Origin of the sequence: Anaerosalibacter massiliensis (assembly GCF_024623155.1) — a bacterium.
GTDB lineage: Bacteria > Bacillota > Clostridia > Tissierellales > Sporanaerobacteraceae > Anaerosalibacter > Anaerosalibacter massiliensis.
The window spans coordinates 294,727-311,460 of sequence record NZ_JANJZL010000004.1 but is presented as its reverse complement, the minus strand read 5'-3'; the positions used below and the strand labels follow the sequence as shown (position 1 = coordinate 311,460).

15 protein-coding genes are annotated in these 16,734 nt (G+C 30.1%); all 15 read right to left on the bottom strand.

The features are described 5' to 3' along the window. Window positions 1–159: 159 nt before the first annotated feature. The 15 genes from NSA23_RS08700 to NSA23_RS08630 all read right to left on the bottom strand — a co-directional run bounded on the left by NSA23_RS08700 (window position 160) and on the right by NSA23_RS08630 (window position 16,693). On the bottom strand, window positions 160–669 hold the full coding sequence (locus tag NSA23_RS08700) for a nitroreductase family protein (RefSeq protein WP_042682742.1): 510 nt from the start codon (window positions 667–669) through the stop codon (window positions 160–162). 560 nt (window positions 670–1,229) lie between these two features. Next, window positions 1,230–2,195, bottom strand: a complete 966-nt coding sequence (locus NSA23_RS08695) for a hypothetical protein (RefSeq protein ID WP_050069844.1) — start codon at window positions 2,193–2,195, stop codon at window positions 1,230–1,232. 150 nt (window positions 2,196–2,345) lie between these two features. Then, on the bottom strand, window positions 2,346–3,077 hold the full coding sequence (locus NSA23_RS08690; RefSeq protein WP_222704798.1) for a class I SAM-dependent methyltransferase: 732 nt from the start codon (window positions 3,075–3,077) through the stop codon (window positions 2,346–2,348). Window positions 3,078–3,228: 151 nt separating this feature from the next. After that, a complete protein-coding gene (locus NSA23_RS08685; protein WP_042682744.1) occupies window positions 3,229–4,335 on the bottom strand; it encodes an ArsR/SmtB family transcription factor in 1,107 nt (368 codons plus the stop codon). Next, on the bottom strand, window positions 4,325–5,611 hold the full coding sequence (locus tag NSA23_RS08680; protein ID WP_042682747.1) for an MFS transporter: 1,287 nt from the start codon (window positions 5,609–5,611) through the stop codon (window positions 4,325–4,327). The genes NSA23_RS08685 and NSA23_RS08680 overlap by 11 nt, the downstream gene beginning before the upstream one ends. Before the next feature lie 217 nt (window positions 5,612–5,828). After that, complete coding sequence (locus tag NSA23_RS08675) at window positions 5,829–6,299, bottom strand: PepSY domain-containing protein (protein WP_042682749.1); 471 nt, start codon at window positions 6,297–6,299, stop codon at window positions 5,829–5,831. A 216-nt stretch (window positions 6,300–6,515) separates the two neighbouring features. Next, window positions 6,516–7,274 carry an acyl-CoA dehydratase activase gene (locus NSA23_RS08670; protein ID WP_042682750.1) on the bottom strand — a complete coding sequence of 253 codons (759 nt, stop codon included), beginning with the start codon at window positions 7,272–7,274 and terminating at the stop codon, window positions 6,516–6,518. A 34-nt stretch (window positions 7,275–7,308) separates the two neighbouring features. Then, window positions 7,309–8,457, bottom strand: a complete 1,149-nt coding sequence (locus NSA23_RS08665) for a double-cubane-cluster-containing anaerobic reductase (RefSeq protein WP_042682755.1) — start codon at window positions 8,455–8,457, stop codon at window positions 7,309–7,311. 171 nt (window positions 8,458–8,628) lie between these two features. Beyond that, complete coding sequence (locus NSA23_RS08660; protein WP_222704799.1) at window positions 8,629–9,705, bottom strand: uroporphyrinogen decarboxylase family protein; 1,077 nt, start codon at window positions 9,703–9,705, stop codon at window positions 8,629–8,631. Between the two features lie 24 nt (window positions 9,706–9,729). Further along, on the bottom strand, window positions 9,730–10,605 hold the full coding sequence (locus tag NSA23_RS08655) for a uroporphyrinogen decarboxylase family protein (RefSeq protein WP_042682757.1): 876 nt from the start codon (window positions 10,603–10,605) through the stop codon (window positions 9,730–9,732). Between the two features lie 44 nt (window positions 10,606–10,649). Then, on the bottom strand, window positions 10,650–12,461 hold the full coding sequence (locus NSA23_RS08650) for an ASKHA domain-containing protein (protein WP_042682760.1): 1,812 nt from the start codon (window positions 12,459–12,461) through the stop codon (window positions 10,650–10,652). A gap of 16 nt (window positions 12,462–12,477) precedes the next feature. Continuing rightward, window positions 12,478–13,536, bottom strand: a complete 1,059-nt coding sequence (locus NSA23_RS08645) for a methylcobamide:CoM methyltransferase MtbA (protein ID WP_042682762.1) — start codon at window positions 13,534–13,536, stop codon at window positions 12,478–12,480. Window positions 13,537–13,564: 28 nt separating this feature from the next. After that, window positions 13,565–14,656, bottom strand: a complete 1,092-nt coding sequence (locus NSA23_RS08640; RefSeq protein ID WP_042682765.1) for a uroporphyrinogen decarboxylase family protein — start codon at window positions 14,654–14,656, stop codon at window positions 13,565–13,567. Next, the gene (locus NSA23_RS08635) at window positions 14,643–15,311 is read right to left on the bottom strand and encodes a corrinoid protein (RefSeq protein WP_042682767.1); all 669 of its coding nucleotides are present in this window, start codon (window positions 15,309–15,311) and stop codon (window positions 14,643–14,645) included. Before NSA23_RS08635 ends, NSA23_RS08640 begins: the two co-directional genes overlap by 14 nt. A 383-nt stretch (window positions 15,312–15,694) precedes the next feature. Continuing rightward, window positions 15,695–16,693 carry a CPBP family intramembrane glutamic endopeptidase gene (locus NSA23_RS08630; RefSeq protein ID WP_042682770.1) on the bottom strand — a complete coding sequence of 333 codons (999 nt, stop codon included), beginning with the start codon at window positions 16,691–16,693 and terminating at the stop codon, window positions 15,695–15,697. Between the last annotated feature and the right edge of the window lie 41 nt (window positions 16,694–16,734).

The following is a 16,734-nucleotide window of genomic DNA, read 5'->3' as shown; positions in this document are numbered from 1 at the left end:
TGCTATACCTAAAATTAGACTAAGAAAAATATATTTAAATTTATGGAAACTTAGGTACTTCAGTTGTCAACTTGAACATAAAAAAAGAGGCGTTTCATAACTGATAAATCAGTTATGAAACAGCCCCATATTGTTTTTAATTAAATATTAACATCTCTTTTAATATTTATTATAACTTATAATTTCATTTAGCTCTTTCCTTGGTCTTTCATCTGGAGATTCTGAAGGATATCCTAGTGGAGTTATTGATACTACTCTTACATCTTCTGGAATATCTAATATCTCTTTTACCTTGTTTTCATCAAAACTTCCCAACCAGCAAGTGCCAAGTCCTTGTTCATATGCTTCTAATATCAAATATGCTGTAGCAATAGATAGATCAACGGTATAACGTGGTTGCCCACATTTCATAATTCCACTTGCTTCTGTACCGCAGCAGACTAAAATTATTGGAGCTTCTCCAACAAATGGTTGCTTAATTGCCTCATTGGTAAGTTTTTCTCTTAGTTCTGAATCCTTTACAACTATGAATCTCCATTCTTGCAGATTTTTTGCAGATGGAGAAAGTCTAGCAGCTTCCAATACTTTTAATAGTTTTTCCTCTTCTACATGTTTGCTACTATACTTTCTTATACTCCTTCTCCCTTGTATTGCAGATAAAACATCCATTATATATACCCCCTTATATATTTTCTTCTGCAGATGAAATTTATATATTCATTTCACTTCTTAAGTGCCTTTCCTAATACTATGTATTGTTCTACATAATATTAATATTTCCTCTTTATAATTTATAATAACTTTCTATAAAAAATTATTAGTAAATTAACCTACCTTATCCCATAAATCAAGCTTATCTAAAGTTTTTGGTCTTTTTGAAGCAAAACTTTTATTTACAGCTATATTAATTGATACAATATATAATATCGTCTTTCTTTATTTTAGTCATATTGACCAACAAAAGATTTTCCCTCCATACTTTGTTCTTTATGGAGTCTCAAGATAACCCTCTGGCTTTTCTTCAAAATAGATTTTATTTTCAAGTACTATACAATAGGAATTGTTTACTTCCCCGTTATTATCATTATTTTTTTATTATCCTTCTTTTTAGATTTAAACATGGATATCTTCTATATCTAACTCAATAAAAATATTATTACTACTATTTTGTACATTGTTCTTCTATTTCCTGTTTTCACCTATGCCAATCATTAATACCTATTCTTTTTTTATATTCTTGATGTTTTGAATTGAGGTGATTCATCTTCTATTAATCTTTTAATATATTCTTGTGTACTAGTCAGTTCATTATATGATTTATTTAAATCTTTCTCTAATACATTTAATACACTGCCTATATCTCTATCAATACTACGAATTCTATCTAGGGAATTATTTATCTTTGATTGAACTATCCAGTCTGATATAAGTCCATCAAAAAAATAATCAGCAAAAGTTTCAAATGAACCAATATTTATATCAATATCCGTAGGCATCTTCACATCAGATAATTCCTTTTTAAATGCTCTGATTAATCTTTGAACATTATATACCTGTTCTTTAGCCTCATCTATTTTTGAATGTTTTGCAGCTGTTGCCAAAAGTCCTCCTCCAAGCATATCCCATGTTCCCCAGCCTTGAGCACTTTCCAGAGACCGAATTAATTGACTTAAAGCACTTTGAAGATTATTCCCTGCACTAATGGCTTCTTTAGCTTCTTTTATATCCCATTCTAAATTAGCAGCTTTATTCAGGTTAGTCATCAGTCTTTGCGACCTTTCATCATTTTTACCTAACATTAATTCCTGTTTTTCTTTTAGCACTCTTGCATATTCTTCTTCTAATCCTATATATTTTGTTAACTCTTCTGTATACATTCTAATTTCTGCTTCAATATCTTTTATAGAGTTACAACATTCATCATATTTAAGTTTGGCCGCAAAATATTCTTGCCTTTCCTTGTCTAGTTGTTCCCCTTTGCTACCTAATACAGAATAAAATAATCCCGTTATACTTAATGATTCTAATTTCTTAACATCTTTTTCTTCTTTACTTAAAATTCTATTGAGTTCATTTTTCTTAATCTTTTGTGTGTCCAATTCTTTCTTTGACTGATTTAACATAAGCTCTAATTTCTTTTTTCTTTTCAAAGCCTCTCTTAGTTTCAAAAGCCTGTTATTAATTTCCTCAAACATCTTTTCACCTCTTTTAAATTGGTATGGACAGCAAATAGGTTTATATAAAAAATTAAAAGAAATTGAAATCAAAAAATTAAATAATAAAACAATTTTTACTTTCAAGTTAACTAGGCACACTCAATAATAGAGTACAGTAATTGCTATACTCTATTTCTTAATAGCTTCAATAAATAAAAATCTTGGTTTCTTAAGTACTATATCATACTTTTCTGGATTTACTTCCTTAAATTTATCCGTAGGCATAGGCTCTTCTAGTCTTGAAATTACAAAACCTGAAGATAGTGGACCTTCTAAAATCTTACTAAGTGGTCTAGTATAAAAATCCACTTGTATAGTCCCTATACTAGTTTCCCATTCATCTTCAACTAGCTCCAATTTAAAATAATCCTCTTTTTCAAATAACATAAAATCTAAAAATGGATGATGGCATGAGAAAACTACCCTTCCATCTGGCTTGAGCTTCTCATAAAAGTTTTTAAAGACTCTCTTAAGATCTTTAATATAATGTATAGTTAGGGATGAAACTATTAAATCTAAAGATCTATTTTCTATAAAATCTAAAGAATTATTTAGATCATGTTGAATCACCTTTACATTTTCCTTATCCTTTACTCTAATTTTCGTCATATCAATCATCTTAGGGCTAAAATCTATTGCTATTACCTCATCTGCGCCTTTTTCAAGTAGCCAATTTGTATACCAACCTGCAGCACATCCAGCGTCTAAAACCTTCATTCCCTCTACATCTCCAATAATAGATGTTAAACCAGGTCTTTCATAATAGGCATTAAATGATTTAGTATCAACTTCCTTGAAATAGTATTTAGCCATTTTTTCATATGAATCAAGAGATACAGAATCTCTATTTATATTAGCCACTACTACTCACCTCCGATAATTTTATTTTACGTAATAAATAACAACTATTGTTTTTGGTAGTACTATTTTTTTAGAGATTATTAGGATATTATAAATATTTTACTATCTTTAAAAGCAGACAATGACAACAATTAATTATTCTTCATACATATCAATATTCCGGAAAATTTAAATCTTTTTTAAACTCTTCTATAGTTTCCTCTAATAATTCATAATCAATTACATAACCAAATTTATTATTACTTTTATCCATTTTTATTATTTTAGCAGTAAGAATATTATTTATATGGTAAGATATAGTGGCACTTGATACATCTAAAACTTTTGCAATTTTCTTAGTAGATGTTTCACCTGATGCAATTAGCTTTAACACCCCATATCTTGTTTTATCTCCAAAATTTTTAAATATCTGTACCCTTTCATAGGTTTTATTTTCATTTATATCTTTAATTTTTTTGAAAGCTTCTTCCATCCTTAAACCCCATGCAATATAATTGATTTTAGCTGTACTGGCAATTGAAATTGCATAAGAATACATTGCAGAAATCAGTATATTTATTTGATTATCATCTAATATACTGGCATCTAATATTGAATAAGTAATTTCTTCTAAACCTTTAGCTCCCATATCATTTAAAAACTCTACTAGATATTCTCCGTATTCCTCCACTTCATCCTGAAAAGGTAAGTATATTTCTTCAAAAATAGGCAATAGCTTTGTCATTAACTCCACATATATTTTCATATATTTTAAGGATTCCTGTACTATTAAAAAAAGATTCCACTTTACTCCAGCCTCAATAGGTAGTTCTTTAATAAATGAGATCATCTTGTCATTATCACTAATGATTTTTTCAGATTCTTTTATAGTTTTATCTGAATAGGGGAAATATCCATCATTAGTCACTAATATAGAATGAATAATACTTTTTTTGATATCATGTTCATTTAATGTTAATAATTTATTGAGATAATCTTCTTCATTTTTATAGCCAATTATTCCGATATATCTAGACACTAAATCTATAAAATCATATTCACTTGAGTATTGTTTCATATAAAAAATTTCAATTTCTTTAGAAAAAGGTTTTAACCTATTCTCGATTTTTTTTACAAAATCAGAATAATCATCTGCAACTATTTCTTCATAATTTTCCAATTCTTTAGATGCTTCAAATTCTTCATTATAATATAGTAGTCTTGGAAATAGTAAAAAATCATAAAGTCTACTTTCTTCTAAATAAAATTTAAATTTCATTTATCACATCTCCCGTTATTTCAGTTTTTTCCATGTCAATATCCATTAAAGCAGTTTTATATATCCTAACCACTACAATCATAATGATACTACTTATTGCTATTACATAACTTGGTGAAATTATATCATAAAGAAAACCAAAAATCATTTGCCCTGCTGGAATAAAAATTGTTACAGCTAAATTAAATACTGTGGAAGTTCTCCCCATAAATTCAATAGGGGTTACTTGGTTAAATATTGTTCCTATAGCTATATTGGATACTGTAGCTAATACTCCAATTATAAAGGAAACTGTTAATAATAAGACATATATAAAGTTTAAGCTAAAATTATTTATCATAATACTAGAAGGTATTGGAGCCATAATCAATACAAGTAGCCCTACTAATATAAAACTTATATAAGATAGTTTTCCTATAGGAATTCTTTTTATATAACCGGAGCATAAAATTGGTGCAACAATCATAGACACAGATAAAACCATTTGAAATACTCCAAATTGAAAATCTGTTGCTTTTAATACTTCCTTAATTATAAAAATTAATCCTACTGAAAAAAGAGGTGCAATAGCAAAGTTAATTATTGTTCCTAAACTTATCATAGTAAATATAAATTTATTTCCTTTAATAATATCTATTCCCTCCATTAAATCATTCTTAAATAATTTGATACTTATCTTATCTGGTTTCTTATGTTTTTTAGGAATATCTATAAACATTTCACTAATACCTGATGCTAAGAAACTGATAGAATTTATTATCAAAACAAGTTTCAAACCAAAACTTTCGTAAATTATAGCACCAATTATAGGAGCTAATAATTGTCCTATATTCATAACTAATGAATTTAAAGAATTCGCATCAAGTAATTCCTCTCTATCTACCATACTTGGTAAAACAGCAGACATGGCAGAACCAAAAAATATTTCAGTAACCTCTAATAAAATAACTAGTAAATAAATCATGGATAAAGAGAAACTTTCATTTATAATAAAAATTATAGCATAGATTCCAATGATAACCGCATTTAATATATCTAATATCACTATGGTTTTTTTCCTATCAAACCAATCGCCAAAAACTCCAGCCATTGGTGATAACAATATTCTAGGAATAATTGATATGGATAGCATAGAAGCAAATATAGTAGCTGAGCCAGTTATTTCAAGTACATATAAGGATAATGCAAATTGCTGCATATTACTCCCCAGTAAAGAAACTAATTTTCCTAACATTAATAAAAAGAAATCTTTTTGTCTAACAAGATTCGTATTCATAATTAACCTCCAAATTATTTGTTGGTTATATTATATGTTGATGATTATATGATGTCAATATAACAATTAGATATTTATTTAACTATTAGTTAGAAATATAAAACAGTATCTAGTTATTATTCTTTTCCACTTCTAATATACCATTTTTAGTATATACAAATAAAAAAAGCTTTAACATGTTCTCTATAAACATGTTAAAGCTTTTTCCTCATATAATTCATTCCCTGGATATTACTTTTCCACTTTCTGCATCTATTTTTATATCATATTCTCCATTTTCTGTATGGATTTCGACTTTATAATAAGCTCCTTTATTTTCCTTATTATGATTTTCTAAATCAAGTTCAGTTATTACATCATTTTTATCTTTCATATTGTCAATTGCAATATCCCTTGCTTTATCAAAACCAATATATTTATCATAATCTGCAATTTTATGATTATTTTGCTTTGATTCAGTCTCTACTACATCTCCTGTTTTTGCATCTACTTTTACTTCACGTTTTTCATTGTCTAATTGTATTTCAAAATCATGATGAGTATAGTTATTCCAAGTACCTTCCAGTTCGTAATCTACTATTACCCCATTTCTATTATTTACTTCTTTCAATGCTATATCTTTTGCTTCTTCTAGTCCAATAGTCTTATTGTCTTGATTATTATTTTCATCTACTATATTGTCATCCACCTTATCTTCTTTACGCTTATCCTCTGGAATAACATTTTTATTATCTTTGTTGTTAGTTGCACATCCTGAAACAAAACTTAGAATAAGTACTCCAATTAATAAAATTAATATTTTTTTATTATTTATAGATTATCCCTCCCTAAGGCTTAATTAATCTTTCTTTTAATATTTTACCACTTGAAATAGAAAATATACTATTTAACTTATACTACCTTTCTATTTTAGATTTTGTGCTAAAACGCCTGCCCCTATAGCTCCAGCATATCTTGCCATAGGATTTGTTTTAACAGGGCTTTTAAGTTTTTTTGACAAGCTTCTAACTATATAGTCACATTCACATAATCCACCTGTAAGATAATAGTTTGTCCTATTTGAATGCTTATTGCACAAACTGGCCACTTTGCTTACTATTGAATCAACTACAGCATAGGCTATATCCTCTTTTTTCTCTCCCCTACCAATGAGACTTATTACTTCTGATTCTGCAAAAACCGTACACATGGAACTTATAGTGATATTACTGCCAGTTTCAGCTAAATCACAGAGAGTATTTATATCTACTCCTAGAGTATTTGCCATAATCTCTAAAAATCTTCCTGTACCTGCAGAACATTTATCATTCATTAAGAAATCCACTATCATACCCTTTTCTACAGTTATAACCTTTGTATCCTGTCCGCCTATATCTACTACAGTACAATCCTCTCCTGTAAGATAAGCAGCCCCTTTTCCATGACAAGTTATTTCTGTTACCGTTTTATTAGCATAAGGGACAGAAACCCTTCCATAGCCTGTGGCTACTACTTCTATTTCCTCTTCTTTTATTCCTTTAGATACAATTTTTTCTTTTATTATATTGGCTGTTTCAATACTACTCCAACCTGTAGGCACAACAAAAGTATCTATTAATTTATCATTTTCAAATAAAGCTGTTTTAGCCGCTGTAGAACCAATATCAACTCCAGCATAATACATATTTCTATCCCTCCTTAGAATAAGCACAGAATAATTATAACATCTCTATAAATGCTGCTATTCTAGTCTTTAATTGTCCCTCATCCGCCTGTGAATAGTCAGTTTCTATACTCATATATGGTATATCTTTTTCTCCAGTTATAAATTCTTTAATCCTACGAGTTTCTACATTATAGGTATGGCAAGCCTGTAAAATAATATCTATTACACCATCAACTTTATATTCATCTATTAGCTCAGATATCAATTCAATTCTATTATCATTTGGTGCCATAACTGAACATCCAACATTCAAATATTTTTCAGCTAATGCCTCAATTGGCTCTTTAATTTCATCAACTAAACGTGATTTTTCTTTTATGCCACTACAATTTTCATAGCATACAACTACTGCTCCATTTGACTCTATAATAGGTATGATTTTGTCTGCAACTCCTCCAATTGGACAACCTGTTATTAAAATTCTTGGGGCATCTTCTTTTACCTTTCTAATCCCATTTGTATGTTCTTCTTTTAACTCTTTTACCATATCCATTATCTTTTTATTTTGTTCATCTTTATCAAAAGTAAAAGATGCACCATGCAAAACAGTGTGAAGTTCCATTCCAGTTATAGGAGGAGGACATATTTTACCTAGGGAATATAATTCTTTTAATGCCCTTCTTTCTTCATTGCATTTCTTTATAGCTTTTTTCAAGTCATCATCTGTTATCTTGGTATTAAATTGTTTTTCTAATCTTTCTTTCAATATAATAATTTCATTTTTCCAAACTAAAAGTGCATGCCTTCTATCTGTAACTTGAGGAAGCTGCATAACATGCATTGGTTTTATCTGATTTAAATATTCATACATCTTTTTCTTTCCATCACAAGTTGTTTCTCCTACAATTATATCTGAAAAATATGTAAAAGGACATTTTTCAGTTAAAGCAAAACCATAACTTGATTTTATAAGGGGACATAAATTTTTTGGAAGGTCCCTTTCAGCATCTGGTATTGTTTCATCACTCATACCACATAGTGAAATAGGATAGGCCCCTGCAGCATATATGACCTCTATGGGAGTAAAAGTACAAAAAATTCCTACTATATGCTCTCCCGCATCTTTATATTCTTTAACCTTTATAAATGAATTTCTTCTCGCCTCATTAAAATCATTAAATACCTTTGGTAAGTTATTCATTATTATCTCCCCTTTCATAAAAGTAATTTTAAAAAACAGAGATATAATTCTATATGTTTTTTATATACAAAATTTAACTATTATTTCCGTTTTTAATAATTGTTTTCCTAGTTATTTATTTTTCTATATCTTTTATGTTTCATAAACCTGAGATTTCTTCATATTTAAAAACTATAGTTCATTTAACAATTCTTCCAATCTTTCCTCTCTTATAGGATATCCTATCTCTCTTGTTATCTCCATCATAGCCTCTATATTTTCAAAGGGTGTCTCTACTGGCAAACTACATCCTGACATAACAACATATCCTTTAGGTGAATCCCATGCTTGTTTAACACAATTAATAACTTCTTTCTTCACATCTTTTTCCGTACCTAGATACATAATAGATGCTGGATCTACATTTCCCATTATTTTGATTTTGTCTCCTACAGTTCTTTTACACTTTTTCAAATCTACTACATTATCAATACTAAATCCTGCTGCTCTTGTACTTACTACATCTTCCCATATAGCATCTGTTTTGCCACAAATATGCATAGTAACTCCCTTCCCTTTAGAAGTTATATATTCAACTAACCTTTTCAAATATGGTAAAGAAAATTCTCTAAAATGCTTTGGACTAACTACTGTACATGATGACATTGGCTCTGAAATTGTTACAGTTAATCCACAATCTATAACAACCTCCGCATAATTTATTAGTGTTTGAAGAGATACCTCGCATAGCTTGTGAACAATTTCTGGATCCTTAAACATTAGTTTTGTCATTCTTTCTGTACCAACTAAAAAGAAAGCATTTGTAAAAGATCCTACTATACCACCAGAACATGGAACTTCATCTCCTAATTCTTTAACTAAATATTTCATAGCTTCTACATGTACTGGTAATCTCCCATCTTTATAAGGATCTGCAGGCTTTAACCTATCCACATCCTTATAATCTTCTATAGCAGGTCCTACAATATCTGCTGTATAGTCCTCTGGAAGTTTTACTTTGGCACCCATAGCTTCTGCCCAAGTAAAAAGATCTGTAAAAACTCGTACCCCATCATAACCAAATTTACGATAAGCAGCTATTTGTGCCTTAGCTAAAGTCTTTCCATCTGTATTAAATTCAGAAATTTTACACCCATAGATTCTAGCAACTCCGTTTGCTATATTGGGATTACAAGGCAATCTATCTACATCTAAGCCTTTACTTAATGCCATGGCTCTTTCCATTGGAGTCATACTATCTTTCAACATTACATATCCCTCCATATGTCATTTCTATAAAAACTCTATAGACCAAAGAGTAGAATTTTTCAGTTCCAAAGCTGTTCTTTTAATACAATTGTGGCCTATAATATTTATGTCTCTTCTGTTTTCTAAAATATAATCTATAGCTTCACCATAGGTTATCCTATTTTTAAATTTAATAGGATAGGATTTAACAAAGCCCATATTCTGAAAAGTTGTAGATGTCTTTCCACAAATATGCATTATACTCTCCCCTAATTCCCTCTCCATATGTTTTAATATATTATAGGTAGATTTCCCGCTAAATTCCTTATATACTTTGGGTCCAACAATATCTTTAGATCCCGCTGGGTCTCCATAGGATATTATCTTTGCTCCTCTCTCTATTCCTTCTTTTATATATTTTACAATATTGTCTTCTGTAAGTTTTAAAAGTTCATAAACCATTTCTTTGTTCTTTCTTATGGCCTTATAAAATACTCTTGAATCTAATAAAGAAGTTATGATAGTAAAAGGTCCTTCCACATTTAAAACTACAGTTTCTCCTTTTGAATTTAATATTTCTACAGCTTTTAAAACTTCATTTATTCTTTTTTTAGTCAAATCCATTTCTCCAATTTTTATCAATTCATGTATAGAATTGAAAGCATAACTTTTCACCCTAGGACCTGTTTTAGCATCTCCTAGTTTAATATTTCCACCTAATGCTTCTGCCTCTACAGTATTACAAAAAGGTATCCTACATAAAGTGTCTTTTCTATATTCTTTTAATTCTTCTGATAGAGCTACCATATATTTAGCTTCAGTATGAACTTCTGGAAAATTAAGTCCTGTTTTTGTTACTATACTCTCAGGTATTTCTTCCGTTCTGTCTCCTACACATTTAAAATCTATAATTTCACTCATTTTATCACCTATCTATATTAGTTAAAAACATTTTTATTTCCTATTTATCCAAAAGTCAAGCATTTAGTAAATAGCTTTTCATAACCTTCCTTTGTAGACAATTCAAAATACTCTATATCCTTAGCTAAATCCTCCATTTCCTTTCTTACATCCTTGGACAATAAACACATCACAGCTCCAGTCTTAGAGGAGTTCCCTATATAATTTATCCTATCATTTAGGCTTTCTGGTATGATTCCAACACCAGTCAAACTACTTGTCTTTAAATGTCTTCCAAACTGTCCTGCTATAACTATACTGTCAATATCATCAATGTCCATACCCATAAAATCAATAAGAGAATAGAATCCAGAAGAAATAGCACCTTTAGCTAACTGGACTTGTCGAATATCCTCTTGGGTTATGGATATTATTTCATCTCCCTTTTTACATATAATAATTTTCCTCTTCTTGTCCTCTTCCATTATATGCTCCGCTAATACATGACGCCCTTCTCTTTCTAAATCCTCTTTTCTTTTCAATCTTCCAGACTTTTTTATAAGTTCTTTTTTATTAAGCTCAGCTATAGCTTCTAATATACCACTGCCACATATTCCTACAGGTTCTGCATCTCCAATTACTTGAAGTGCAACCCCCTCTTCATTAAACTGTATGCCTTCAATAGCTCCTTCTGCTGCTCTCATACCACAGCTTATATTTGCTCCCTCTAATGCTGGACCTGCTGCACAAGAACATGATGCTAATTTTCCTTCTTTGGACAATATCATTTCTCCATTTGTTCCAATATCAATGAAAAATACATTATCTTTAGTATGTTTCAAATTAGCCACTATAGCTCCAGCCACAATATCTGCACCAATAAAACTAGAAACTCCTGACAAACAGTACAATCTTCCAAACTGTGATATTTCAAGTCCAATACTTTTAGCCCATAAGTTTTTCTCTTTTGAGAAAACTGTAGCATAAGGGGATTTTCCTATAGTATTAGTACCAATTCCTAACAGCAAATGCATCATAGTAGCATTAGCTCCTACAGATACCTCATAGATATTTTGAATATCTATATCATTTTTATTGCATAGGTTTTCTAGTAGAGAGTTTATACAATCTACTATAACCTTTTGCAATAGATAGAGACCATTCCTCTTTCTTTTTACAAAATCTATACGGGATAGTACATCAAGACCATATTCTTTCTGAGGATTTATAGAAGTTTCTGTCGCAATTTCCTTACCAATATTTAAATCTATAAGGGATACAACTACTGTAGTAGTTCCAATATCTACTGCAGCACCATATAGCTTTTCTTTTGTATCTCCAGCTTCTATACCTATCAATTTATCTTCATAATATACTAAAGTGGCTTTTTCTTCTCTATATACATTGGCTAAAGCCTTTAAAAATTCAGTATTATCATAATATAACTTTCTACCTATGGATTTTTTTAAAACTTCCTCATAAGAAATATTGTTTTCCAGTGTAGGCTTTTCCAAAGTAATAACTTCTTTGTGAATAATAGGGTTCAACTCTATCTCAGGAATATAGCCATCTGATAGTGCTTTATAATTTTTTTCTTCTTCATATAAAAGTTTTACACATATATCACCCTTTGGATAAACAAAACAGCTAAGCCTTATACCTTTTCCTATTTCCTTTTTTGAAAGATGTTTTAGTTCCTCCTCTGTAGGCTTATCTAGATTCCCTTTAAATATCTGTACTTTGCATTTTCCACAATATCCTTTTCCTCCACAGGGACTTTCTATAATCTCTCCGCTGTCTTGCAATATATCAAGAAGGTTTTTGCCTTCTTGATAATTATAGAATATATCTTTGTTATATATTTCTAATATGCTCATAAATTTTTCACTCCATCTATGATAATTTCAAAATTATATTTTCTGATGCTGATTCTTTAGCAACCTCTACCATTGACTGTATATTCTCTAATTTAGTTCTCGGACCTATACCACAAGCTGGAGATAATATATTCACTCCACTTTTTATACAACCTCTAGAAAGATTTTTTATAATATCTGGAGAACTTTTTTCAAGGGCTAAAGTACTTACATTTCCCATAATAGCCTTATTATTTACATTGTTTGCTACTTCTTTCACATTAGCTATAGAATCAAAGCTTATAACATCACTGTCAAGAGAATTAAGTATTCCATATACACTTTTTAGTTTTCCACATATATGTATTATGGTTCCTCCTGGAGTATAGTTTTTAATTGCACTAACTATTTTGTTTAAATAAGGAGCGGCGAACTCTGCAAATAGTTTTGGTCCTAAAATTTCTCCTGTACCACTAGGATCTGAAATAGCTAATATATCTGCTCCAGCCTCTATCTCAGCCTTAGCAAAACATATAAGATTTTTCGTAACAAATTCCATAAATTCATGAGCCTCTTTAGGTTTCTTTCTAAGTTCTTTATAATAATCTACAGGCTCCATCAAAGAAGATGCTGTGCTTACAGGCCCTACCAAATTAGCTATAATAGGAACATCAGAATTTTTACTTTTAAGTATTTTTATAGCATCTAAAACTACTTTGGTTCTGCCTTTATTTAAATTTAATTCTTTAAGATTTTTCCACTCAGTAACAGAATTAATTGGATATTCTATAACTCTAGGTTCATTTATCTTGGTACCTAAACCTACAGTAGCTCCCATAGATTCTGCTTCTACAGTCATACAAAATGGTACTCCAAAATTTTCAAATCCTCCATTTTCACAAACTCCCATAGTAAGCTTCGCCATCATTTCTGCATCCCTATGAGCTTCTGGCCATTCCACCTTAGTAATATCCATAATATCTTCTATAATCATATTCATCATACCGCCAGGACAAATACAAGGAGGACGATCTATTTTTTCTCTTTTTATTGCACGAAATAACCTTTCCTTTTTAGATAATGACTTTATGGTCATAAAATTTTCCCCCTTAACTCAATTCATATTATTCATATCTACTAAAACTCATCAATTCTTCTAATTTTTCATCTGTAATTGGCCACCCAATCTCTCTAGCTGTATCTAGCATAGCATCAATATTTTCTATAGGAGTTTCTACTGGAAGTCCACATCCTGACATAATGCCATATCCTTTAGGAGATTTATATCCATCTTTTACACATTTAAGTGTAGCCTTTCTAACATCTTCTTTAGTACCTGCATACATTATTGAAGAAGGGTCAACATTGCCCATTATCTTTATTCTGTCTCCTACAGTTTCTGTACAATTTTTAAGGCTTGCAATATTATCTATACTTAAAGCTCCCACACCTATATCTACTATATCTTCCCATATATTATCTGTTTTCCCGCATATATGTATTGAAGTTCCAGATCCTTTAGACTTGATAAAATCTATAAATCTCTTTAAATACGGCTTTGAAAATTTCCTAAAATGCTTTGGACTTACTACAGTACAAGAAGACATAGGATCTGCAATACTTATACCTATTCCTTGTTTAATAGTAGCATCTGCAAATCTTATACAGTTTTCTAAAGAAATTTCACATAATTTATGAACTGATTCAGGATCTTTTATCATCATCTTCGTCATAGTTTCTACACCAATCAAAAAGAAAGCAGATGTAAAAGGTCCAACAACTAAAGCAGTACAAGGAACTTCATCTCCTATTTCATTCTGTACATATTTCATAGCTTCAATATGGATTGGTAATCTTCCATCTTTATATGGATCTATAGGCTCTAATTTATATATTTCTGAAATATCCTTTATGGCTGGCTCTAAAAGATCCACTGTTTCATCTTCTGGATATTTCATCTTAGCACCCATAGCTTCTGCAATAATAAAAAGATCAGTAAATACCTTTGCACTATCTCCGCCAAATCTTCTATGAGTTGCAATAACTGCATCTGCTAAAGTTCTAGCACTATAGTTAAACTCTGAAATCTTACATCCTAAAACTCTTGCAATACCATTAGATAGATTAGGATTGCATTGAATTCTATCTACATCTTCTCCTTTTGAAAGAGCAATAGCCCTCTCCATAGGTGTCATTTCATCTTTAAACAATGGCATTCATCTTCCCCCTTACCAGATCTTTAGCTAATCTTGCAGCCCTTGAAGCCTCAGGTGCATATCCATCTGCCCCTATTTTGTCTGCAAAATTTTGTGATATTGGCCCTCCTCCAACCATAACTACTACATCATCCCTCATACCTTCTTCCTTCAATAAATTAATAACTATTTCCATATTATCCATAGTAGTTGTCATTAAAGTTGAAAGACCAATTAATTTAGCTCCCAATTCTTTTGCCTTATTAATAAACTCATTAGGTGGCACATCTCTTCCTAAATCATATACTTCAAACCCTGTAGTTTCCAACATGATTTTAAATAGATTCTTTCCTATATCATGGGTATCTCCTTCCACTACTCCAACTACCGCTTTATATTTCTCATCAGTTTCATCATACTTTAAATGAGGTCTTAGAACATCCATACCTGCATACATAGCATCTGAACACATCAAAAGCTCCGGAATATAGTATTCCTCTTCTTCATAAAGCTTGCCTGCCTTATCCATCCCAATAGCTAGACCATTAGAAATACCTTCATATGGATCATATTTTCTCTCTATGAAATCGTTTGCAATATCTACAGCATTATCTTCGTCCATATCTACTACAGATTCAGCTAAATCCTTCAAAAGCTTTTCTTTTATATGGGACATAAATATCAACCCTCCATTTCAATTTTTAATTTAAATTGAATTTATTATTTTCTTATTTTCAATTAATATATTACATGTAAATAAAAAAAGTTTCCAATACTATTGCATTTTTCAATAATAGGACTTTCAACTATTGTTATTATATATAACAATAGTTAATTATTTATATTTTGCTTCAAAACAAAATAGGCTACCAGAGATTCTCTAGTAACCTATTCTTAATCATCACACAACTGTAAATATTATTCTTTAGAAACAATATCAGATTTTCCAAGCTTATTTTCACTTCAATAACTCCAACAGCTTCTCATCTATTAACTGCAATCCCAATTTAAATATATAGTTTTCCCCTTGAAATTTGTATGTCAAAGCTTGAAAATTTCCTATAATACTACATTATCATTTATCTTTTTCCTATATTCTTTAGTTAATAGAAAAGGTAAATAAAAAATGGCTGAAAATACCAGATTAATCAATACCACTTGCCATGTAAGTACAATATCTGTTCCAGTACCACCATAAAGAATATATATCAAGTTATTATTAAGAAAATGTATCATAGAAACTGACCATATATTCTTAGTCTTCATATATACAAAGCCCCAGAAAACTGAATAGGCGACGCAACCGACTAATTGATTTAAAACTGAATGAAAAGGAGTTTGGGGACTATAATAAAATAAATTTATTGGAAAATGCCATATTCCCCAAATCAACCCCAAAACAATTATTCCTTTACGCTTACCTAATCTCTCTTGAAGTGCAGGCTGAAGAAAATATCTCCAACCATATTCCTCTCCTAAAAACATTATAAAAGATAATGGAAAAGAAATGGGTAGAAAGAATAGTGAAATCCAGGTACTCATATTTCGGAAAGGGGATATAAATTCATCTAATTCTCCAAATAATAATGATGGAACGAAAATAGTACCTAAATAGAGAATGATAAATATAAAAACACATAAAATAGAATTTTTATAGTTTTTGTTGAATTTTAATCCAAATGACTCTAAACTCTCTTCCTTATCTACAACATACGCAACAATTAACACAATGCTTCCAATAGTTACCAAAATTTCTAATTGTGAAGAAGGATCTTGATGTAATATGCAAGTTTTCACCAATAAATAAATAATGGATATAACAGAAAAAAATATGTATGCACCATAAAATTCTTTAGGTACCTTCTTACGTGATTCTTTATTCAATAACAAAGCTGTCATTGCACCTAGTGCAGGATAATACATCTGTACCAAGGAATAACCGTCTACTAAATCCGAAGAATAGACTGATGACATGACCAAGCCCATTATAGTAGTTAATCCAAAGGTTACCACAAAAAATATAGTAAGATCTTTATTAGATATATTATATTTTTTCATCTACTCCTCTCCTTTCATTTTTTCTAATACTAGCTTAAAAT